The following is a 19,497-nucleotide window of genomic DNA, read 5'->3' on the forward strand; positions in this document are numbered from 1 at the left end:
GATGAGCGCGACCCTCACCCGCCCGGCGGCGATCACCGACGCCGAGATCCGCGACTATCTCTCCACCGGCGTCCGCAACCGCTGGTGGCCCGTCCTCCCCTCCCGCTTCATCCAGACCAACGGCAAGCCGGTCGGCCTCACCCGCCTCGGCGAGAAAATCGTGCTCTGGCGCGACCACACCGGCACCATCCGCGTGCAGGCTGACCGCTGCCCACACCGCGCCGTCCCCCTCTCGCGCGGGTTGAACGAGGGCGACCGCCTCCGCTGCAACTACCACGGCGTCGAGGTCGGCACGGACGGCACCGTCCTCTCCGTCCCCGGCCAGCCCGGCTGCCCGCTGGAGGGCAAGAAGGCCGTCAAGACCTACCCTTCCCAGGAGATCGCCGGCGCCGTCTTCGTCTGGTTCGGCGACGCCCTGCACGAGGAGCCCGAGCCCTTCACTCCCCCGCCCCAGCTCGCCGGCGGCGAGTACGAGGCCATCCTCTGCTACGCCGATTGGGAGATGTTCTGGCGCTACCTCTACGACAACAACATGGACCCGATGCACGGGACCTTCCTGCACGCCAACTCCCACACGATGTACCAGGGCGACACCCAGGCTCACTTCGTCACCCGCGACACCGAAAAGGGCTTCTTCTTCGAGAAGGAGGGCCAGCGCGACGTCAACTTCGACTGGTCCGAGCTGGTGGACGACAACGCCCTCTACGTTCGCCTCGAAATCCCCTATCCGCCCTCCGGCGGCCCGGGCGGCAACTTCGGCATCATCTCCTTCGGCTGCCCTATCGACGAGAACTGGACCGCCTGCTTCTTCTGGCGCGTCCGCAAGGTCCAAGGCTGGCAGCGCGACGTCTGGCGCTTCCTCTACCGCACCCGCATGGAGCCCCGTCACTGGCACGTGCTGGAGCAGGACCGCGAGATCCTCCAGGGCCAGCGCCCCGGCCTCGAGAAGTTCGAGATGCTCTACCAGCACGACGCCGGCCTCATCCGCCTGCGCCGCCACCTCGCCCAGGTCGCGCGCAAGCAGCTCACCGAACTCCGCGCCGCCGGCAAGGCATAGCGCGCATGGCCTACCGCAAGGTCACGTCCCCCGAGGTGCCGGAACCCCCGGGGGAGATCTTCTCCCAGTGCCTCGTCATCGGGAACACCGTCCACGTCTCCGGCCAGCACGCGGGCGCCCCCGGCGGCGGCGTGCTGGGCGACGGCAGCGTGGCGGATCAGGCCCGCTACAGCTTCCGCCGCGTCATCGCCCTCGTGGAGGCCGCCGGCGGCACCGCCGCCGACATCGCCAAGCTCACCATCTATCTCACGCGAATCGAGGACCGCCCCGCCATCGGCCCCATCCGGCGCGAGTTCTTCACCGACCCCATGCCTTGCTCCACCCTCGTCGGCATCTCCGCCCTCGCCGCGCCCGACCTCCTCATCGAGGTGGACGCGGTCGCCATCCTTGGTGCTGGCGCCTGATGGACGGCCTCGCCCCCGCCCTCCCGCGACGGGAATCCGGCATGGACGCCGACCTCCGCCGCATCGTGGCCGTCGAGGTCCACCGCCGCCGCAGCGGCCGCTGCCCCGTCCTCGTCCACGCCCTTGGCACCGGCGAGACCTTCCGCATCGAACCGCGCGAGGACGGCTTCCTCGACCTCGCCACCAACCTCCGCATCCGCTCGACCCCTGAGGGCATTGACCTTGACGGCACCACCGTCGCCCTCCGCCTGACCGGCGACATCGCCTTCGAGGGCCAGGACCTGGCCTCCGGCGAGCGCTTCACCGGCCATGCCGGGGGAGGGGCCTCCGTCACCCTCTACGACGCCCGCCACAGCGGCTTTTTCCAGTACGCCGTCTCCGATCAGGACCAGCCGCCGGACCTGCTGCGGGCCTGAGCGGCCGGGCCAGAGAGGGCGCTGCTCTCTCCGGACCTCACCCGCCAGGAGCCTGAGGCCCCTGGACCCCCATCTGGCTTTCGCGGAACCTTCCTGAACGTGCAGTCGCCTCGGGTCCAAGACCCGAGGCGCACCGTTCTCCAAGTATTCCCAACTTGAAGAAAAAGGTGAGTGGGGGTCTGGGGGAGAGAATTCATTCTCTCCCCCAGAGTCACCAACACCGGCTCACTCCGCCTATTTCCTTGACGCCCACGCTCCATCCCGCTACTGCCCCCGCTCCCGGGACCAGTCCCGCCCGCCGGTCGGCCGCCCCCTGAGGGTGCCGGCTCCGTCGCTCCGCGAGTGTTCGCGCAGCGGCGCGATCGGTCATGGGCTGGTCCCAGCCTGTAAGGATTGACCCCGCCCGCATGTTCGAGGCGCTCTCCACCCGCCTGAACGGCGTCTTCGACAAGCTCCGCCGCCGCGGTGCCCTGTCTGAGGCCGACGTCACCGAGGCCCTGCGCGAGGTTCGCGTCGCCCTCCTGGAGGCCGACGTGGCCCTCCCGGTGGCGCGCGACCTCATCGCGAAGGTGCGCGAACGGGCGGTCGGCGCCGAGGTCATCCGCAGCGTCTCGCCCGCGCAGCAGGTTATCAAGATCGTCAACGACGCGCTGGTGGAAGCGCTCGGCGGCGGCGAGGGCATGGAGGCCCCCGGCCTCGACCTGAACGCCCCTGCGCCCGTGCCGATCCTGATGGTCGGCCTTCAGGGCTCGGGCAAGACCACCACCTCCGGCAAGATCGCCCTCCGCCTCCGCACGCGCGAGAAGAAGAAGATCCTGCTGGCCTCGCTGGACGTGGCCCGCCCCGCCGCCCAGCTCCAGCTTCAGACGCTGGCCACCCAGGCCGGCGTGATGAGCCTGCCCATCGTCCCCGGCCAATCCCCGCTCGAGATCGCGGCGCGCGCCATGGACATGGCCCGGCGCGAGCTCTTCGACGTCGTCATCCTCGACACCGCCGGCCGCCTCTCGATCGACGACGCGCTGATGGAGGAAGTCGCCGCCGTGAAGGCCGCGACGAAGCCGCATCAGACGCTGCTCGTCGTGGACGCCATGACCGGCCAGGACGCGGTGAACACCGCGAGGAACTTCCAGGACCGCGTCGGCGTCAACGGCATCGTCATGACCCGCGTGGACGGCGACGCCCGCGGCGGCGCGGCCCTGTCCATGCGCGCCGTCACCGGCGCCCCCATCCGCCTGCTCGGCGCCGGCGAGAAGCTGGACGCGCTGGAGGACTTCCACCCCGACCGCGTCGCGTCGCGCATCCTCGGCATGGGCGACATCGTCTCCCTCGTCGAGCGCGCTGCGGAGACCATCGACCGCGACGAGGCCGAGAAGCTTGCCGCGAAGATGCGGAAAGGGACCTTCGACCTCGAGGACTTCGCCAACCAGCTCAAGCAGGTCGGCAAGATGGGGAACCTCTCGGGGATCCTCGGCATGCTGCCTGGCATGGGCGCCATGAAGTCGCAGATCGCGAACGCGAAGATCGACGACAAGATGGTCGGCCGTCAGGCCGCCATCATCTCGTCGATGACGCTGAAGGAGAAGCGCAACCCCGACATCATCAAGGCCTCCCGCAAGAAGCGCATCGCGGCGGGGGCAGGGGTGACGGTGCAGGACGTGAACCGCCTGCTCAAGCAGTTCGACGACATGTCCGCGATGATGAAGCGGATGAACAAGCTCGGCCAGAAGGGAATGATGCGCGGCGGTCTCGGCGCGCTCCTGCCTGGCATGGGGGGCGGCAAGCGCCCCTTCTGATCAACCGACAGACCCACTAAGGAAGCTGAATATGGGCCTTAAGATCCGCCTCGCCCGCGCCGGTGCCAAGAAGCGCCCCTACTACCACATCGTGGTCGCCGACAGCCGCTCTCCCCGCGACGGCCGCTTCATCGAGCGCCTCGGCTCCTACAACCCGATGCTGCCCTCCGACCACGCCGAGCGCGTGCGCCTCTTCGACGAGCGCCTGAAGCACTGGTTGAGCAACGGTGCCGTCGCGACCGACCGCGTGGCGAAGTTCCTCGGCAAGGCCGGCCTCGCGCCGATGCCCGCCTTCAAGGAGCAGCCGAAGCAGTCCGCCCCGAAGAAGCGCGCCCAGGAGCGCGCCGCCGCGGCCGCTGCCGCCGCGAACGGCTGAGGCTGACCGCACCGAGCCATGCCCGCGTCGCGCATCCTTGTCGGCGAATTCGGCCGCCCGCACGGGGTGAGGGGGCTGATCCACGTCCGCTCCTACACCGCCGAGCCGGCGGCGATTGCCGGCTATGGCCCGCTCTCGGATGAGAGCGGGGCGCGAAGCTTCTCGCTGAAATGGCTCGCGGACGGGCTGGTGCAGGTGGAGGGCGTCGCCGACCGCGACGCCGCCGCCAAGCTCACCGGCACGCGCCTCTACATCGACCGCGCCGCCCTGCCGGAAACCGAGGAGGACGAGTTCTACCTCTCCGACCTCATCGGCCTGCGCGCCGAGACGGAAGCGGGCGAACCCCTCGGCACCGTCACCGCGGTCGAGGACTTCGGCGCAGGCACCGTCATCACCATCCGCGACGCGAACGGGCGGGACACGCTCCTGCCCTTCACCCGCGCCGTGGTGCCGGTGGTGGAGATCGCCGCCGGCCGTGTCGTCGTCGCTCCGCCGGAGGAGAACGTCGTGCCTCCCCAGCCCGGCGAGGACACGGTGCAGGGGGGCGATACCCCGCGCCCCCGACGTCCCTCCATGCGCCGCCGCAGCGGCGGGCGGGACGCGGCATGACCTGGCGCGCGACCGTCCTCACCCTCTTCCCCGGCATGTTCCCGGGCCCGCTCGGCGCCTCGCTCGCCGGGCGAGGGCTGGAGCGCGGGCTGTGGTCGCTGGAGGCGAGGGACATCCGTGCCGTCGCCACCGACCGCCACCGCACGGTGGACGACACCCCTTTCGGGGGTGGCGCCGGCATGGTGCTGCGCCCGGACGTGGTGGACGCCGCTTGCGCCGCCGCCATGCCGGAAGGTGACACCCGCCCGCTCGTCTTCCTCACCCCGCGCGGCACCCCGCTCCGCCAGCCAATGGTGCGCGAACTCGCATCCGGCCCCGGCGCGGTCCTTCTCTGCGGCCGCTACGAGGGCGTGGACCAGCGCGTGGTGGAAGCCCGCGGCATGATCGAGGTCTCCGTCGGCGACTACGTCCTCTCGGGCGGCGAGCTGGCGGCCATGATCCTGCTCGACGCCTGCGTGCGCCTCATCCCCGGCGTCATGGGCGCCGCCGAGAGCGCGGAGGAGGAGAGCTTCTCATCCTCTGACGGTGGCAACCTGCTCGAATACCCCCACTACACCCGCCCCGCCGAATGGCGCGGCCTGCGCGTGCCGGAGGTCCTCCTTTCCGGCCACCACGCGGAGGTCGCCCGCTGGCGGCGCGCCCAGTCGGAGGCCGTGACCCGCGAGCGGCGTCCGGACCTCCTCTCAACAGAACAACGGCGCGATCCGGGCCCCCGGGCGCCATTGCATCCGGCGGCCTCGCCCGCCTAAACGCACGACAGAAGGGACCACGACGATGAACCTGCTCCAGCAGTTCGAACACGACCAGATGACGCGCCTCTCCGGCGCCCGTGCGACGCCCGAGTTCCAGGCCGGCGACACGCTGCGCGTGATGGTCAAGGTGCAGGAAGGCGAGCGCATCCGCACCCAGGCCTATGAGGGCGTCTGCATCGCCCGCTCCAACCGCGGCCTGAACAGCAACTTCACCGTCCGCAAGCTCTCCTACGGCGAGGGCGTGGAGCGCGTCTTCCCGCTCTACTCCCCGAACGTGGCCGAGATCGTGGTGGTCCGCCGCGGCAAGGTTCGCCGCGCGAAGCTCTACTACCTGCGCGGCCGCACGGGTAAGTCCGCCCGCATCCAGGAGCGCGCGGCCCCCCGCAAGGGCGCCGAGGAAGCCCAGCAGGCATAACCAGGCGGCATGAAGCGGCCGGCGGCCTGCACCTTACATAGGGCGGGCCGCTTTCCGTTTGGGTCAGGTGAGGAGGAGAAAGCCATGTCGGCCACGAAGCCACGCACCCTGTTCGACAAGATCTGGGAGGCCCACGTCGTGGAAGCCCTCCCCGACGGCACGGCCCTCCTCTACATCGACCGCCACCTCGTCCACGAGGTCACCAGCCCCCAGGCCTTCGAGGGCCTGCGCGAGGCCGGCCGCCGCGTTCACCGGCTGGACAACACCTTCGCCGTCACCGACCACAACGTGCCGACCGACGCCACGCGCTTCACCGGCATCCAGGAGCCCGAGAGCGCGCTCCAGGTCGCGACGCTCGAGAAGAACGTCGCCGAGTTCGGCGTCACCTACATTCCGCTGAACGACAAGCGCCAGGGCATCGTCCACATCATCGGGCCGGAGCTGGGCCTGTCGCTGCCGGGCATGACCATCGTCTGCGGCGACAGCCACACCTCCACCCACGGCGCCATGGGCGCGCTCGCCTTCGGCATCGGCACCTCCGAGGTCGAGCACGTGCTCGCCACGCAGACCCTGCTGCAGAAGCCCGCGAAGAACATGCGGGTCACGGTAAACGGCAAGCTCGGCTTCGGCTGCACCGCCAAGGACATCGTCCTTGCGATCATCGGCAAGATCGGCACCGCCGGCGGCACCGGCCACGTCATCGAGTTCGCGGGCGAGGCCATCCGCGCCCTCGACATGGCCGGCCGCATGACCGTCTGCAACATGTCGATCGAGGCCGGTGCCCGCGCCGGCATGATCGCGCCGGACCAGACCACCTTCGACTACGTCCGCGAGCGGCCCATGGCGCCCAAGGGCGAGGCCCTGGACCGTGCCATCGCCTGGTGGAGCACGCTCCCCTCCGACGAGGGCGCCCACTTCGACAAGGAAGTCGTGCTCGACGCCACCGAGATCACCCCGATGGTCAGCTGGGGCACCTCGCCCGAAGACGTGCTGCCCATCACCGGCACCGTCCCCGACCCCGAATCAGCCGCCGACGAGGATCGCCGCGCGCAGCTCCGCCGCATGGTGGAGTACATGGGCCTCACCCCCGGTCAGCGCCTGCAGGACCTGAAGGTGGACGCCGTGTTCGTCGGCTCCTGCACCAACTCCCGCATCGAGGACATCCGCGCCGCCGCGAACGTCGTGCGCGGCCGCCGCGTGGCCGAGGGCGTGCGCGCCATGGTCGTCCCCGGCTCCGGCCTCGTGAAGGAGCAGGCCGAGCGCGAGGGCTTGGACGCCATCCTCAAGGAGGCTGGCTTCGAGTGGCGCGAGGCTGGCTGCTCCATGTGCCTCGGCATGAACCCGGACAAGCTCTCGCCGGGCCAGCGCTGCGCCTCGACCTCGAACCGCAACTTCGAGGGGCGCCAGGGCAAGGGCGGCCGCACGCATCTCCTCTCCCCCGCCATGGCCGCCGCCGCCGCCGTCACGGGCCGCCTGACCGACGTGCGCGAGCTGATGCCGCAAGCGATGGGAGACGCCGCATGACCCCCTTCACCACGCTCACGGGCATCGCGGCCCCGCTGCCGATGGCGAATGTCGATACCGACAAGATCATCCCGGCGCGCTTTCTCAAGACGATCGAGCGCAAGGGCCTCGGTCGCGCGGCCTTCGCCGACATGCGCTTCAACGACGACGGCAGCGAGAAGCCCGAGTTCGTCCTCAACAAGGAGCCCTACCGCCAGGCCGAGATCCTCGTCGCGCACGAGAACTTCGGCTGCGGCTCCTCGCGCGAGCACGCGCCCTGGGCGCTGCTCGACTTCGGCATCCGCTGCGTCATCGCGCCCGACTTCGCCGATATCTTCTTCAACAACTCCTTCAAGAACGGCGTTCTGCCGATCCGCCTCCCGCGCGAGATCTGCGACCAGCTGATGGAGGACGCGCGCCTCGGCGCCAACGCCCGCATCACGATCGACCTGCCGCGCCAGGTCGTCGTCCGCCCGAACGGGGAGGAAATCCCCTTCGAGGTGGACGCGCTCCGCAAGCACCGCCTCCTCCACGGCCTCGACGACATCGGCGAGACGATGCAGCGCGCCGCCGTCATCGAAGGCTTCGAGCAGAAGCAGCGCGCCGCGCAGCCCTGGCTCTACGGCTGATCAGAAGCACCACCGGGAAGGAACAGGGCATGCCCGCCAACAAGAAGCTGCTCGTCCTCCCCGGCGACGGCATCGGCCCCGAAGTCGTGCGCGAAGTGCGCCGCGTCATCGACTGGCTGGACCGCCGCCGCCAAGTCACCTTCGACGTGGAGGAAGGCCTCGTCGGCGGCGCCGCGATCGACGCCCTCGGCCATCCCTGCCCGGACCGCACGATGGAGCAGGCGCTGGCCGCCGACGCCATCCTCTTCGGTTCCGTCGGCGGCCCGAAATGGGACAGCCTGCCCTTCGAAGGCCGCCCCGAGCTCGGCATCCTCCGCCTGCGCAAGGAACTCGGCCTCTTCGCCAACCTCCGCCCCGCGCTCGTCTGGTCCCCGCTCGCCCAGGCCTCCTCGCTGAAGGCCGATCTCGTGGACGGCCTCGACCTGATGATCGTGCGCGAGAGCACCGGCGGCATCTATTTCGGCGAGCCCCGCGGCATCGAGACCCTGCCCGACGGCACCCGCCGCGGCTTCGACACCGAGACCTACTCGGAGGAGGAGATCGCCCGCGTCGCCCGCATCGGCTTCGAGCTGGCCGCGAAGCGCAGCGGCCGCCTCACCAGCGTGGACAAGGCCAACGTCATGCAGTCCGGCCGCTTCTGGCGCGAGATCGTGACGCGCACCGCGGCCGAGTTCCCGAACGTCGAGCTCTCGCACATGTACGCCGACAACTGTGCGATGCAGCTCGCCTCGCGTCCGAAGCAGTTCGACGTCATCCTCGCCAGCAACCTCTTCGGCGACCTTCTCTCGGACCTCGCCGCCGCCGTCACCGGCAGCCTCGGCATGCTCCCCTCCGCCACGCTCGGCGCGCCCGATTCCAGCGGCCGCCGCCACGCGCTCTACGAGCCCATCCACGGCTCCGCGCCGGACATCGCGGGCAAGGGCATCGCCAATCCCTGCGCGCAGATCCTCTCCTTCGCCATGCTGCTGCGCTGGTCCTTCGGCATGGAGGAGGACGCGCGCCTCATCGAGAACGCGGTGGAGAAGGTGCTCTCCGGCGGCCTCCGCACGGCCGACATCATGGTTCCCGGCGCCGCCCGCGTCGGCACATCCATCATGGGAGAGGCCGTCGTGCGCGAACTCGACAAGATGGCGGCCTGAAGGGGGTTGCGCCCCACCCGCCTTGCTTGTATCTCCCGCGCCAAGGACGGGGCACGACGAACCCGGCCGGTACTAGCGTAAAAGACTAACGACTTGGCGATGCGCCCGTAGCTCAGCTGGATAGAGCACCAGACTACGAATCTGGGGGTCAGGAGTTCGAATCTCTTCGGGCGCGCCATCGTTCCCTAGGCCGGTTGGCAGGCCTATCACCCCATGTTGCGCTGACACACCGAGCCGCCACGCCCTGCATCGGTCGTGAAGAGGCGCGCATGATCACGCCGCCCGCGGCACCCGGAACAGTCACCGTTTTCGAGGATGCGGAGATCGTCGTCCGCGCCATTCCCGGCGCGCCCGGCCATCCTACCCTCGTCACCTTCGGCGACTACACCCGCCGCCCCGACCAGCCGGGCTTCTGGGGCGCGAGCACCGCCGCTGCCCTCGGCTGGCCCGCCATCGGCTTCGTCGCGCGCCGCCCGAACTGGTATCCCGCCGCGTCGGTCCTCGCGGCCGCCCCACTCGTCCGCGCCCGCCTCGATGATGCGGAGGCCATCGGCTACGGCTACTCCATGGGCGGCTACGGTGCGCTGAAATACGGTCGCACCCTCGGCCTCTCCGCCGCCCTCGCCATCTCGCCCCAGGCATCCATCGCGCCCGCGGACGTGCCGGAGGACACGCGCTGGCACGTCCTGCACGACCCCGTCCTCCACGCCGGCATGCGCGTGACCGCCACGGACCTCGCCCCCCGCGTCTGGATGGTCACCGACCCCCGCGCGCCCGGTGACGGCCCCGCCGCCTCCCTCCTCGCTGCGGAAGGTGTCCGCCTCGTCCCGGCCTACGGCCTCTTCCACGGCACCATGGCCCTGCTGGCGGGCCGCACCCCGTTGGCCGAGGCCCTGGCCAGCCTCCGCGCCGACGACCCCGCCCGCTTGCGCCGCCTCATCCGCGCCCGCCGCCGCGACCTCGCCGCCTGGCACGCCGGCACTGGCGCGGTCCTCCTCGGCCGCGGCCGGGAAGCGGCCGGCACAGCCCTCCTGGACTGCGCCCGGCAGCGCGGCCTCACCCCCTACGCCGAAGCCGAGGCCCTCGGCTTCGCCCTCCGCAGCGGTGCCGAGCCGGTCCTCGCGCGCCTCCTCGCCGTCGAAGGCCTCTCGGCCGAGGGCCATGCGTCCCGCTCCTTCGCGCTCGCCGGCGCCGGCCGCCCGGATCTTGCCCTGCGCGCGGCCAAGGCCGGACTTGCCATCTTTCCAGAGAACCCCGCGCTCCTCACCCAGTTCGGTCATCTCCTCCTGGCAGAGGGGCTCGCCGCCGAGGCCCATGCCGCGCTCGCCCGCGCCCACGCGCTGCGACCCACGGATGGCTGGATCCTCGTCGGCCTCTCTGGCGCCCTGCTGGGCCTTGATGACGCTGCCGGCGCCGAGCGGACGGCGCGCGAAGCCCTGGCCCTACCCCAGGCCGGCGCCTTCCCCCACTTTGCCCTCGGCAATGCCCTGCGGGCCCAGGGCCGCCCGGGAGAGGCCGAGGCGGCCTATGCCGCCGCCCTTTCTCTTGGCCTCGAGAGCGCCCGCCCTCTCCGGGATTCAGCCCACCAGACCGCTTCCCGGCTCTCCGCCCGCGCCGCCGCCCTGCTCCGCCGTGCGCAGGCTTGGTCCGCCTTCCGGCATGGCAAGGCAGAGGGCCGCTAGCCCCTCGCCGCGCCACCCTGCCAGGGAAATCAGCCCGGGAAGTTCATGAAGTTCGCCGCTGCGCTCGCCCGCGCGAGAAGGGCGCGCATGGCCGGGTTCTCAGCCCCGTGCTCCTCGATGAGAGCTTCCATGGGGCAGAAATATTCGTGCGCCTGGGGCATCTGGCTCCTAGCGAAGCCGTCATACTGCCTCGACTTCAATCCGTAGAGCACCCGCACGTCGCGCACCGGCAGCACCAGGGCCTCCTGCGGCTCCTCCCGCAGCAACCTGATCAGCCGCCACCGCGGCGCCGGATCGTTCGGCTGGCTCGGCGCCAGAAGCCACGGCACAGGACAGACCGCGAGGAGGGAGGTGGTGGATGGCGCGAAGCGGGACCGCTTGTCGAGCAGGTTCTGCAAACTGGAGCAGGCTTCGATGCACAGGATATCCGCATAGGGGTCGGCCCGGTCCGGCGAGAAGTGCAGCCAGAGCCCGTCCGGCAGCGTGCGCAGGCGGTTCGTGCCCGGCAGCTTGAGGAAGGGCTGGTTCGTCGTCCTCACATCGCCCGGACGCGCGCGGAGCCAGGTGCCCGGCTGCTTGGGGGGGACCGGTGCCCCCGGCGGCCGCTGGGGCCATAAGCGGAGACGGCGGCGAACCATCTCATCGGCTGAGAGGTTAGCGGGCATGCTGGCGCGCAATGCAATGATCACGTGTGTTCTGCCCTTCGTCTGCAACTAGACATAGAAACGCTGAGCACGAGTTCGTGAGCAAGGGAACAATTCAAAAACACTTAAGAAGTCGAACGAATTTATCAAATTAATGGTCGATCACAAATTTCGGGACTGTTTAAAATACGAAGAAATTTTTGCCCACCTCTGAATCTCTTCATGTCCTTGAAGGGCATTCTTGTTGTGAATTCTTATGAAAATCCCTTAAACAAAAAACCCGCCCCTTTCGGGACGGGTTCTTGCGACAACGTCGGATGGAGACAGAATCAGCCCCGCTGGGCCACCGGCTGGTAGTCGCGGGTCGTCGCACCCGTGTAGACCTGCCGCGGGCGACCGATGCGCTGCGCCGGATCCTCGATCATCTCCTTCCACTGGCTCACCCAGCCCACCGTGCGCGCCACGGCGAAGAGCACGGTGAACATCGAGGTCGGGATGCCCATCGCCTTTAGGATGATGCCCGAATAGAAATCGACGTTCGGGTAGAGCTTGCGAGAAACGAAGTAATCGTCGTGGAGTGCGATCCGCTCCATCTCCATTGCCATGTCCAGCAGCGGCTCGTCCTTGATGCCGAGCTCCGCCAGAACCTCGTGGCAGGTCTCCTTCATGATCTTCGCGCGCGGATCGAAGTTCTTGTAGACCCGGTGCCCGAAGCCCATGAGCTTCACATGGCTGTTCTTGTCCTTCACCTTGCTGATGAAATCCGGGATATTCTCGGGGCTGCCGATCTCGCCCAGCATCTTCAGCACCGCTTCGTTGGCGCCGCCATGCGCGGGGCCCCAGAGCGCCGCGATGCCTGCGGCGATGCAGGCATAGGGGTTGGCACCCGTCGAGCCCGCCAGCCGCACCGTGGAGGTGGAGGCGTTCTGCTCGTGGTCCGCGTGCAGCACCAGGATGCGGTCCATGGCGCGGGAGAGGATCGGGTTGACCTTGTACTCCTCCGCCGGCACCGCATTCAGCATGTAAAGGAAGTTCTCGGCGTAGTTCAGGTCGTTCCGCGGATACACGAAGGGCTGGCCGATCGAGTACTTGTAGGCCATCGCCGCGATCGTCGGCACCTTCGCGATCAGGCGGAATGCCGCGATCTCGCGCTGCCGCGCGTCGTTGATGTCGAGGCTGTCGTGATAGAAGGCCGAGAGCGCGCCCACCACGCCGCAGAGGATCGCCATCGGGTGCGCGTCGCGGCGGAAGCCGTCGAAGAAGCGGCGGATCTGCTCGTGCACCATCGTGTGCGTGGTGACGTTGCGCTTGAACTCGGCCAGCTCGCCCTCCTTGGGCAACTCGCCGTTCAGGAGCAGGTAGCAGACCTCAACGAAGTCGGAGTTCTCGGCCAGCTGCTCGATAGGATAACCGCGATAGAGCAGCACCCCCTGGTCGCCGTCGATATAGGTGATCTTGCTCTCGCAGGCCGCGGTCATGCCGAAGCCCGGATCAAAGGTGAAGACGCCGAGATCGGCATAGAGCTTGCGGATATCCGCAACGGCCGGCCCGACGGTCGCCTGGACCAGCGGAGCCGTGCTGGACCGATTTGTACCGTCGAGCGTGAGGGTGACGGAACCCTTGGTTGACGCGTCGCTCATGCGTTGATCCTCGGCAGCCGGTGAGCCCGGCCGTGTTGATGGGAGAGCGGCATCTGGGGCGCAAGATCTGCGTTCCTGCCGGTCGCCCGGATGGTGCGGCGCAAGATAGGCCCGCTTGCGCGCTTGTCCATCCACTGGCCCCGGCGGCCGCCCGCATCGCGGTTTGGTCAGCCCAGGACGAATCGGCACCCGGTTTCCTGGGCAATCCTCCGCACGGCCCACAAACGCGGCCTTAACGGCGCGGCAGCATCACGCAGCTTTGTCAGGCCGCCATTTCCGGGAGGTCCCGCGGCTGCAGGAAACGCACCAGACGCGCCCTGCCCGGCGACAGCCCCGCCCAGGGCCCCTCAATCGCGAACTCCGCCAGAGAGGCCGTCGGGAAGGCCTCAGTCAGCGCCGGCGGCGGCCCACCCGAATCGGCACCGCCAGCAAGGGCCAGCGCGAAGTCGTGCAGACCCGGGTTGTGCGCGATCACCAGCAAGCTTCCCACCGTCTCCGGCGCCTCCCGCACCACCTCCATCAACCGCGTCCAGGGCGCTAGGTAGAGGTCGTCCATCGGCTCCACCCGCGGTGGACCCTCGAGCGTTCCCAACGTCTCCAATGTCTGCAGCGTCCGGCGGGAGGAGGAGACGAGCACCAGTTCCGGCCGCAGCGAGAGGCCGCGCATCGCCCCCGCCATGGCGGAGGCCGCGCGCCGCCCGCGCGCGTTCAGAGGACGGGCATGGTCCGACAGGGCCGGGTCGTCCCAGGCCGATTTCGCGTGGCGCAGCAGGAGCAACTGGTGCATGCCCGCAACCTGCCACAGGCGCCGCCGCCTGTCGCGGGGGAGGGGACCGGAACCACCCCCTGAAACCCCCTCAACGCCGCGGCGGCAGGTTCATCAGCCGTCCCGGGTCGCGCGCCGGCGGCCCGGCGGGCGGCGCAGGCCTCGGCGCGTTCTGCATCTCCTCCCGCGCCGCCTGCCCGGGCGTGATCGCGCCCTCCGTCACCCCGGTGCTCAGCCGCTGGAAGGCCACCTGAGCCACGCCCACCTGCACCCCGTGCCAGGACACCGCCGCGCGGGAGAGCGCGAGATCCTCGGCCGTCCGCACGAACCACTGATCGAAGGCGAGCCGCCGCCGATTGCCCGAGAGATTCCTCATGTCCAACTCGTGCTCCAGGTGAAAGGCGTTCCCGACCACCCGCCCCCGCACCGGCCCGGTCGCGTCCGTCGCCTCGCCCAGCCAGGCCGCGCCCGAGGCATCCGCAGGGTCCCGCCGCAGCTTCCAGAAGCGCCGGTCCTCAAACCCGTCCTCGTAGCGAAACACCTCGTCAAAGGTCAGCGTGGTCCCGTCCCAGGCCCCCACCAGCCGCGCGGTGAACCAGCTCTCGATCCCGCCCAGCCGCGTCACGAAGAGCCCGCTGCTCCGCAGCCGCCCCGCGAAGAACTCCTCCGGCCGGAAGGGCGGCCCCTTGCCGCCGAAGGTCTCCGGCGAGGTCCCGCAGCCGGAAAGCGAGGCGGCCGCCAGGGCTGGCAGGGCGAGAAGAAGGCGGCGTCGGTTCTGCATCGTCACCGGAACATCCCCTACCCGCGCGGCATTGGCCAGGGCGCGCGAGGCGCCCATTCAGGCCGATGATCGCCGCGATGCCGCCCCCGGCATGGCGCCCCCGCCCGGTGCCCGCCATCTCCTCCCTAACCCCGCGGCACCCCCGCCGCCCCCGGAAAGAGCACCCAGTTGATCGACATCCGCCCCTTCGAAACTCTCGGCCACGCCGACCACGGCTGGCTGAAGGCCCGCCACCACTTCTCCTTCGCCGGCTACGGCAACGCCGCCCGCACGAATTGGGGCAGGCTCCGCGTCTGGAACGACGACGAGATCGCCCCCGGCACCGGCTTCGACCCGCACCCGCATCGCGACATGGAGATCATCACCTATGTCCGCGAAGGCGCGATTACTCATAAGGACAACCTGGGCAACGAGGGCCGCACCGAGGCCGGCGACGTCCAGATCATGTCCGCCGGCACCGGCATCGTGCACGCCGAGTACAACCTCGAGCCCGTGACCACCCGCATCTTCCAGATCTGGATCATGCCCGACCGCAGCGGCGAGGCCCCGCGCTGGGGCGCCAGGTCCTTCCCCAAGGTGGATGCCGCCGCGGAGGAAGGGGGCCGCTTCACTCTTCTCGCCTCCGGTCGTCCCGCCGATGCCGGCACCGATGCCCTGCGCCTGAACGCCGACGGCGCGGTGCTCGCCACCACCCTCGCCAAGGGCCAGACCGCCACCCTCCCGCTTGGCGCAGGCCGCGGCCTCTACCTCGTCCCCGCCCGCGGCCGGGTCACGGTGAACGGCCTCCCACTCGGCGAGCGCGACGGCGCCGCCATCCGCGACGAGCCCGAGCTGCGCATCACCGCCGAGGAGGAAGCCGAGCTGGTCCTCGTCGAGGTCGCCGCCTGAACAGATAGGGGAGGGGGGCTGGCACGTCCCTTGCTGCATCCGCGCGCAAAACGCACCGCTTCCGGTGCGCGGAGTTCCCGATGCGCCGCCGTTCCGCCCTCCTCGCCATCCCCGGCCTCGTCACGGCCGCCGGCGCCCTGACCAAGCCCGCCCTCGCCCAGCCCCCCATGAATCAACCCGGGGCGAATGGCGTCTGGCCCAGCCGTCCCGTCCGCATCGTCGTCACGTTCCCGCCCGGCGGCGCCTCGGACATTGTCGCCCGCGTCATGGCCGACGTCCTCTCCCAGCGGATGAACGCCCGCTTCGTGGTGGACAACCGCCCGGGCGCCGGCGGCACCGTCGGCGCCGCCCATGTCGCGACCCAGCCGGCCGACGGCTACACGCTCATGCTGTCGAACACCGCGCCCATCGTCACCTCGCCACCCCTCTACGCGAAGCCCGGCTACGACCCCGTCGCCTCCTTCACCCACGTCGCCTTCCTCGGAACCACCCCCGCAGTCATCACCGCCAACAAGACCCTCGTGCCCGCGACCGACTTCGCCGGCCTCATCGCCTGGATCAAGGCGCAGCCCCAGCCCGTCGCCTACGGTACCTCCGGCGTCGGCTCCGTCCCGCATATCCTCGGCGTGCTGCTGGAACGCGAGGCCGGCATCCGCCTTAACCACATTCCCTATCGCGGCAGCGCGCCCATGCAGGCCGAACTCCTCGGCGGCTCGCTCCCCCTCGGCTTCGATGTGCTCCCCGACACCGCCGAGAACATCAAGGCCGACCGCCTCCGCGCCTATGCCGTTACCGCCGCCGCCCGCCAGCCCCTTGCGCCCGAGGTGCCCACCATGGCGGAAGTCGGCCATCCGAACATCAGGATCGACAACTGGCTCGGCCTCAGCGCCCCGGCCGGCCTGCCCGCCGCCACCGCGGAGCGCCTGCGCGCCGAAACCTTCGCTGCTCTCGCCACCCCCGAGATGCGCCGCCGCCTGGACGAGCGCGGCATCACCGGCGAGCCCCTCGGCCCACAGGAATTCACCGCCATGGTCACGCAGCAGGTTCGTGATATCGGCGGCGCGGTCACCGCCCTCGGCATCCGGCAGGACTAAGCCCGCTCAGAACCCCATCAGCGCCAGCACCGCCCGGATCGCGTCCTCGATCTCCGCGTCCGGCAGCATGTCCACGCCGGGCACGATGTCGAGGTTCAGTGCCCGCTTCAGGCTATAAGCCGCGGCAGCCCCGGCGATGCAGAGGCACCCCGCAAGGGTGAACAGAAATGCGGTTCCGAACACACGCAGCAGCGCGGTCTCGAGCAAACGCAGCACGGCGGCTCCGAGCACATGCAGCACCGCTGCCCCACGCCCCTGCGTGGCCGGCATGTCCCCGGCCGCAAGGGTGGTCGCGCGGCCGCTAGCCAGCGGCAGTGCGACCGCGTGATGGAGTGAGAGGTCGTTAACTTGTATCGTATGTGGCATGATCGAAGGGGGTAACGCGCGAAAGGTTAAAAGTTCCCTCGCGCCCTCCAACGATCCGCACACCGTTATCAGCCCCGCCCGCGCAGCGGCGGCGCCACCACCTCCGGCGGGATCGGGCAGGCATAAGCTGCCCCGCCCCGCCGCTTCACCAGCTCCGCCTTCGCCCGTGCCAGCAACTCCGGGTCGCGGAACCCGTCCAGCGCCGTCGCCGCCATCACCTTCGCCGCCTGGGTCATCCCCTTATGTGCGTGCGCGGATTTCCCCTGCGCCACCGCCTGCCAGGTATGGAAGGGCGTGCCCACCGCCCAGCAGGCGCCCCAGGCCTGCACCGTCGGCACGATCTGCGACACGTCGCCCACATCGGTGGACCCCGCCTGGGTCAGCGGCGTCCCGTCGAAGGGCAGCACCCCGTCATGCAGCCCGGCCTCCGCCAGCACCGGTTCCGCCCCGAAGCTCGCCAACTCGGACGCGATGTCCTCCGCGCTCAGCGAGCCCCGGATCTCCGCCGCAAAGCGCCGGTCCGCCTCGTCGTACTCAGCGGGCCCCAGCGCCTGGAAGTTCCCGTGCAGCACCGTCTCCAGCGTCCGGTTCTGCAGCAGCTCCGAGCAGGCCTTGTCGATCTCGAAGGACCAGCTCGTCCCGGTCATGATCGAGGCCCCCTCCGCGCAGGCTTTCACCCGCTCGAACAGCGCCGCCGCCTCAGCTACCTTCGGTGCGCGGATCAGGTAGAGAACCTCCGCCTCCGCCTGCACCACATTCGGCGAAACACCCCCGGAATTCGTGATGGCGTAGTGCACCCGCGCCTCCTGCGGCATGTGCTCGCGCAGGTAGTTCACGCCCACATTCATCAGCTCCACCGCATCCAGCGCCGAGCGCCCGAGATGCGGCGACCCCGCCGCATGCGCCGCCTTGCCCTTGAAGCGGAAGTAAACCTGATAGTTCGCGAGGTTCCGCGTGGACATCACCGCGTTGAAGGCCCCCGGATGCCAGGTCACGGCGGCATCGAGGTCGTCGAACACCCCCTCCCGCGCCATGAAGGTCTTGCCCGATCCTCCCTCCTCGCCTGGGCAGCCATAATACCGCACCCGCCCCGGCATCCCCGCCTCGCGCAGCGCATCCCGCGCCGAAACCGCCGCCAGCATCGCCCCCGCGCCCAGCAGGTTGTGCCCGCAACCGTGCCCGTTGCCACCGGCCTCCACCGATCGCTTCTCCGCCACCCCCGCCTCTTGGGAGAGGCCCGCCAGCGCGTCGAACTCGCCGAGGAACCCGATCACCGGGCCCCCGTCGCCGGACTCCGCCACGAAGGCCGTCGGGATCCCCGCCACGTTCCGCGTGACGCGGAACCCCTCCGCCTCCAGCTGCGCGATCTGCTCCTCCACCGAGCGGTGCTCGGCGAAGCGCAGCTCCGGCATCCCCCAGATCCGGTCCGAAAGCGCCACATAATCCGGCGCCTTCGCCTTCACGAGCCCGGAGATGTGATCGAGCGCGATGGGGTCGTTCTTCATGCCCCAACACTACGACCACCCACCCCTCAGGTCACCTCAATCACCAGCTTCCCGAAGTTCTTCCCGGCCAGCAGCCCCATGAAGGCTTCCGGCGCCCGCTCCAGCCCCTGCACCACGTCCTCGCGGTAGCGCAGCGACCCGTCCTGCACCCATGCTCCGCCGATCCGCCGCCAATCCGTGAAAGCCCGCGGGTGGTCGCTCACGATGAACCCGCGCAGCGAGAGCCGCTTCCGCACCACCTGCATCAGGTTCGGCCCCGGCGTCGGCTCCGCGTCGTTGTACTCCGCCACCATTCCGCAGAAGGCGACCCGCCCGAAGTCGTTCAGCAGCGGAAAAACGGCCCTCTGCACGGCACCGCCCACATTCTCGAAATAGGCGTCGATCCCCTCCGGGCAGGCCGCCTTCAACCGCTCCGGAAAGTCCTCCGCGCGATGATCCACGCATTCCGGAAAGCCGAGCACATCGCGCACGAAGGCGCATTTCTCCTCGCCCCCCGCAATCCCGACCACGCGCGCGCCCATCCGCGCCGCAATCTGCCCCGCCACGCCTCCCACGGCACCGGACGCCGCCGAAACCACGAAGGTCTCCCCCGGCTGCGGCCGCGCCAGCTCCGTCGTCCCTACCCAGGCCGTCGTCCCCGGCATCCCCAGCACGCCCAGCGCCGTCGTCATCGGCGCACCATCCGCCTCCAGCTTCCTCAGCCCCGCCACCGGCACCGCCGAGAAGCGCTGCCACCCAAAGCCCCCCAACACCCAATCCCCTGCAGAGAACCGCCCCGTCGGGTCCTCCACCACCTGGGAGACGCACTGTCCCTCCATCACCGCCCCGACCTCCACCGGCGCCGAGTAGGACTTCGCGGCGCTCATCCGCCCGCGCATGTAGGGGTCGAGCGAGAGGAACCGGTTCCGCAGCAAGGCCTCCCCCGGCCGCGGCGAAGGAGGAGGGGCCTCCGACAGCTCGAAGTGTTCCGGCCCCACCCGCCCCTCCGGCCGCGCGCGAAGAAGGATGCGAAGGTTGCTCTCGGCCATTAGGCTCTCC

At 69.9% G+C, this 19,497-nt stretch carries 21 protein-coding genes and 1 tRNA gene; 15 read left to right on the top strand and 7 right to left on the bottom strand.

Annotation, left to right across the window (positions count from 1 at the left end; all coding sequences use genetic code 11):
- Position 1 precedes the first annotated feature (1 nt).
- From D9599_RS06940 to D9599_RS07000, 13 genes are all read left to right on the top strand, one after another.
- Complete coding sequence (locus D9599_RS06940) at positions 2–1,057, top strand: aromatic ring-hydroxylating dioxygenase subunit alpha (protein WP_198380496.1); 1,056 nt, start codon at positions 2–4, stop codon at positions 1,055–1,057.
- A gap of 5 nt (positions 1,058–1,062) precedes the next feature.
- A complete protein-coding gene (locus D9599_RS06945; RefSeq protein ID WP_198380497.1) occupies positions 1,063–1,461 on the top strand; it encodes a RidA family protein in 399 nt (132 codons plus the stop codon).
- 41 nt (positions 1,462–1,502) lie between these two features.
- Positions 1,503–1,877, top strand: a complete 375-nt coding sequence (locus tag D9599_RS06950) for a hypothetical protein (RefSeq protein WP_198380498.1) — start codon at positions 1,503–1,505, stop codon at positions 1,875–1,877.
- 407 nt (positions 1,878–2,284) lie between these two features.
- Complete coding sequence (gene ffh, locus D9599_RS06955) at positions 2,285–3,670, top strand: signal recognition particle protein (protein WP_198380499.1); 1,386 nt, start codon at positions 2,285–2,287, stop codon at positions 3,668–3,670.
- A 31-nt stretch (positions 3,671–3,701) separates the two neighbouring features.
- Positions 3,702–4,046 carry a 30S ribosomal protein S16 gene (rpsP, locus tag D9599_RS06960; protein ID WP_198380500.1) on the top strand — a complete coding sequence of 115 codons (345 nt, stop codon included), beginning with the start codon at positions 3,702–3,704 and terminating at the stop codon, positions 4,044–4,046.
- Between the two features lie 18 nt (positions 4,047–4,064).
- Positions 4,065–4,655: a ribosome maturation factor RimM gene (gene rimM, locus D9599_RS06965; protein WP_198380501.1), complete on the top strand. Its 591-nt coding sequence runs from the start codon at positions 4,065–4,067 to the stop codon at positions 4,653–4,655.
- On the top strand, positions 4,652–5,404 hold the full coding sequence (trmD, locus tag D9599_RS06970; RefSeq protein WP_198380502.1) for a tRNA (guanosine(37)-N1)-methyltransferase TrmD: 753 nt from the start codon (positions 4,652–4,654) through the stop codon (positions 5,402–5,404). Before rimM ends, trmD begins: the two co-directional genes overlap by 4 nt.
- Before the next feature lie 25 nt (positions 5,405–5,429).
- On the top strand, positions 5,430–5,822 hold the full coding sequence (gene rplS / locus D9599_RS06975; RefSeq protein ID WP_198380503.1) for a 50S ribosomal protein L19: 393 nt from the start codon (positions 5,430–5,432) through the stop codon (positions 5,820–5,822).
- A gap of 84 nt (positions 5,823–5,906) precedes the next feature.
- Positions 5,907–7,346, top strand: coding sequence for a 3-isopropylmalate dehydratase large subunit (leuC, locus tag D9599_RS06980; RefSeq protein ID WP_198380504.1), 1,440 nt, complete (start codon positions 5,907–5,909; stop codon positions 7,344–7,346).
- Positions 7,343–7,954 (top strand): 3-isopropylmalate dehydratase small subunit, encoded by a 612-nt coding sequence (gene leuD, locus D9599_RS06985; RefSeq protein WP_198380505.1) that lies wholly within the window; start codon positions 7,343–7,345, stop codon positions 7,952–7,954. The genes leuC and leuD overlap by 4 nt, the downstream gene beginning before the upstream one ends.
- 29 nt (positions 7,955–7,983) lie before the next feature.
- Positions 7,984–9,093 carry a 3-isopropylmalate dehydrogenase gene (gene leuB, locus D9599_RS06990; protein WP_198380506.1) on the top strand — a complete coding sequence of 370 codons (1,110 nt, stop codon included), beginning with the start codon at positions 7,984–7,986 and terminating at the stop codon, positions 9,091–9,093.
- A 101-nt stretch (positions 9,094–9,194) separates the two neighbouring features.
- A tRNA-Arg gene (locus D9599_RS06995) sits at positions 9,195–9,271 on the top strand.
- A 91-nt stretch (positions 9,272–9,362) separates the two neighbouring features.
- Complete coding sequence (locus D9599_RS07000; RefSeq protein ID WP_198380507.1) at positions 9,363–10,775, top strand: hypothetical protein; 1,413 nt, start codon at positions 9,363–9,365, stop codon at positions 10,773–10,775.
- Between the two features lie 29 nt (positions 10,776–10,804).
- On the opposite strand, the gene D9599_RS07005 is transcribed toward D9599_RS07000, so the two are convergent.
- The 4 genes from D9599_RS07005 to D9599_RS07020 form a co-directional block, all read right to left on the bottom strand.
- Positions 10,805–11,314, bottom strand: coding sequence for a hypothetical protein (locus D9599_RS07005; RefSeq protein WP_309228564.1), 510 nt, complete (start codon positions 11,312–11,314; stop codon positions 10,805–10,807).
- Between the two features lie 434 nt (positions 11,315–11,748).
- On the bottom strand, positions 11,749–13,059 hold the full coding sequence (gltA, locus tag D9599_RS07010; RefSeq protein WP_198380508.1) for a citrate synthase: 1,311 nt from the start codon (positions 13,057–13,059) through the stop codon (positions 11,749–11,751).
- Between the two features lie 262 nt (positions 13,060–13,321).
- Entirely contained in the window at positions 13,322–13,846 is a 525-nt protein-coding gene (locus D9599_RS07015) for a histidine phosphatase family protein (RefSeq protein ID WP_198380509.1), read from the bottom strand.
- Positions 13,847–13,916: 70 nt separating this feature from the next.
- The gene (locus D9599_RS07020; protein ID WP_198380510.1) at positions 13,917–14,663 is read right to left on the bottom strand and encodes a DUF3833 family protein; all 747 of its coding nucleotides are present in this window, start codon (positions 14,661–14,663) and stop codon (positions 13,917–13,919) included.
- Between the two features lie 111 nt (positions 14,664–14,774).
- On the opposite strand from D9599_RS07020, the gene D9599_RS07025 reads away from it, so the two are divergent.
- Both D9599_RS07025 and D9599_RS07030 read left to right on the top strand, forming a co-directional pair.
- On the top strand, positions 14,775–15,494 hold the full coding sequence (locus D9599_RS07025) for a pirin family protein (RefSeq protein WP_198380511.1): 720 nt from the start codon (positions 14,775–14,777) through the stop codon (positions 15,492–15,494).
- Between the two features lie 80 nt (positions 15,495–15,574).
- The gene (locus tag D9599_RS07030; protein WP_198380512.1) at positions 15,575–16,588 is read left to right on the top strand and encodes a tripartite tricarboxylate transporter substrate binding protein; all 1,014 of its coding nucleotides are present in this window, start codon (positions 15,575–15,577) and stop codon (positions 16,586–16,588) included.
- 6 nt (positions 16,589–16,594) lie between these two features.
- Here the strand turns inward: D9599_RS07030 and D9599_RS07035 are convergent, their stop codons facing one another.
- The 3 genes from D9599_RS07035 to D9599_RS07045 all read right to left on the bottom strand — a co-directional run bounded on the left by D9599_RS07035 (position 16,595) and on the right by D9599_RS07045 (position 19,487).
- Positions 16,595–16,954, bottom strand: coding sequence for a hypothetical protein (locus D9599_RS07035; RefSeq protein ID WP_198380513.1), 360 nt, complete (start codon positions 16,952–16,954; stop codon positions 16,595–16,597).
- A gap of 68 nt (positions 16,955–17,022) precedes the next feature.
- Positions 17,023–18,459, bottom strand: coding sequence for a M20 family metallopeptidase (locus D9599_RS07040; RefSeq protein ID WP_198380514.1), 1,437 nt, complete (start codon positions 18,457–18,459; stop codon positions 17,023–17,025).
- A 26-nt stretch (positions 18,460–18,485) separates the two neighbouring features.
- Entirely contained in the window at positions 18,486–19,487 is a 1,002-nt protein-coding gene (locus D9599_RS07045) for an NADP-dependent oxidoreductase (protein WP_198380515.1), read from the bottom strand.
- Positions 19,488–19,497 lie beyond the last annotated feature (10 nt).

It is taken from the genome of Roseomonas sp. KE2513 (genome assembly GCF_016107305.1).
Lineage (GTDB): Bacteria > Pseudomonadota > Alphaproteobacteria > Acetobacterales > Acetobacteraceae > Roseomonas.

Excerpts from the sequence above, each read along its gene's own strand:
- D9599_RS06940 (WP_198380496.1), top strand. The coding sequence starts at position 2 with ATGAGCGCGACCCTCACCCGCCCGGCGGCGATCACCGACGCCGAGATC.
- D9599_RS06945 (WP_198380497.1), top strand. The coding sequence starts at position 1,063 with ATGGCCTACCGCAAGGTCACGTCCCCCGAGGTGCCGGAACCCCCGGGG.
- D9599_RS06950 (WP_198380498.1), top strand. The coding sequence starts at position 1,503 with ATGGACGCCGACCTCCGCCGCATCGTGGCCGTCGAGGTCCACCGCCGC.
- ffh (WP_198380499.1), top strand. The coding sequence starts at position 2,285 with ATGTTCGAGGCGCTCTCCACCCGCCTGAACGGCGTCTTCGACAAGCTC.
- rpsP (WP_198380500.1), top strand. The coding sequence starts at position 3,702 with ATGGGCCTTAAGATCCGCCTCGCCCGCGCCGGTGCCAAGAAGCGCCCC.
- rimM (WP_198380501.1), top strand. The coding sequence starts at position 4,065 with ATGCCCGCGTCGCGCATCCTTGTCGGCGAATTCGGCCGCCCGCACGGG.
- trmD (WP_198380502.1), top strand. The coding sequence starts at position 4,652 with ATGACCTGGCGCGCGACCGTCCTCACCCTCTTCCCCGGCATGTTCCCG.
- rplS (WP_198380503.1), top strand. The coding sequence starts at position 5,430 with ATGAACCTGCTCCAGCAGTTCGAACACGACCAGATGACGCGCCTCTCC.
- leuC (WP_198380504.1), top strand. The coding sequence starts at position 5,907 with ATGTCGGCCACGAAGCCACGCACCCTGTTCGACAAGATCTGGGAGGCC.
- leuD (WP_198380505.1), top strand. The coding sequence starts at position 7,343 with ATGACCCCCTTCACCACGCTCACGGGCATCGCGGCCCCGCTGCCGATG.
- leuB (WP_198380506.1), top strand. The coding sequence starts at position 7,984 with ATGCCCGCCAACAAGAAGCTGCTCGTCCTCCCCGGCGACGGCATCGGC.
- D9599_RS07000 (WP_198380507.1), top strand. The coding sequence starts at position 9,363 with ATGATCACGCCGCCCGCGGCACCCGGAACAGTCACCGTTTTCGAGGAT.
- gltA (WP_198380508.1), bottom strand. The coding sequence starts at position 13,059 with ATGAGCGACGCGTCAACCAAGGGTTCCGTCACCCTCACGCTCGACGGT.
- D9599_RS07015 (WP_198380509.1), bottom strand. The coding sequence starts at position 13,846 with ATGCACCAGTTGCTCCTGCTGCGCCACGCGAAATCGGCCTGGGACGAC.
- D9599_RS07020 (WP_198380510.1), bottom strand. The coding sequence starts at position 14,663 with ATGGGCGCCTCGCGCGCCCTGGCCAATGCCGCGCGGGTAGGGGATGTT.
- D9599_RS07030 (WP_198380512.1), top strand. The coding sequence starts at position 15,575 with ATGCGCCGCCGTTCCGCCCTCCTCGCCATCCCCGGCCTCGTCACGGCC.
- D9599_RS07035 (WP_198380513.1), bottom strand. The coding sequence starts at position 16,954 with ATGCCACATACGATACAAGTTAACGACCTCTCACTCCATCACGCGGTC.
- D9599_RS07040 (WP_198380514.1), bottom strand. The coding sequence starts at position 18,459 with ATGAAGAACGACCCCATCGCGCTCGATCACATCTCCGGGCTCGTGAAG.
- D9599_RS07045 (WP_198380515.1), bottom strand. The coding sequence starts at position 19,487 with ATGGCCGAGAGCAACCTTCGCATCCTTCTTCGCGCGCGGCCGGAGGGG.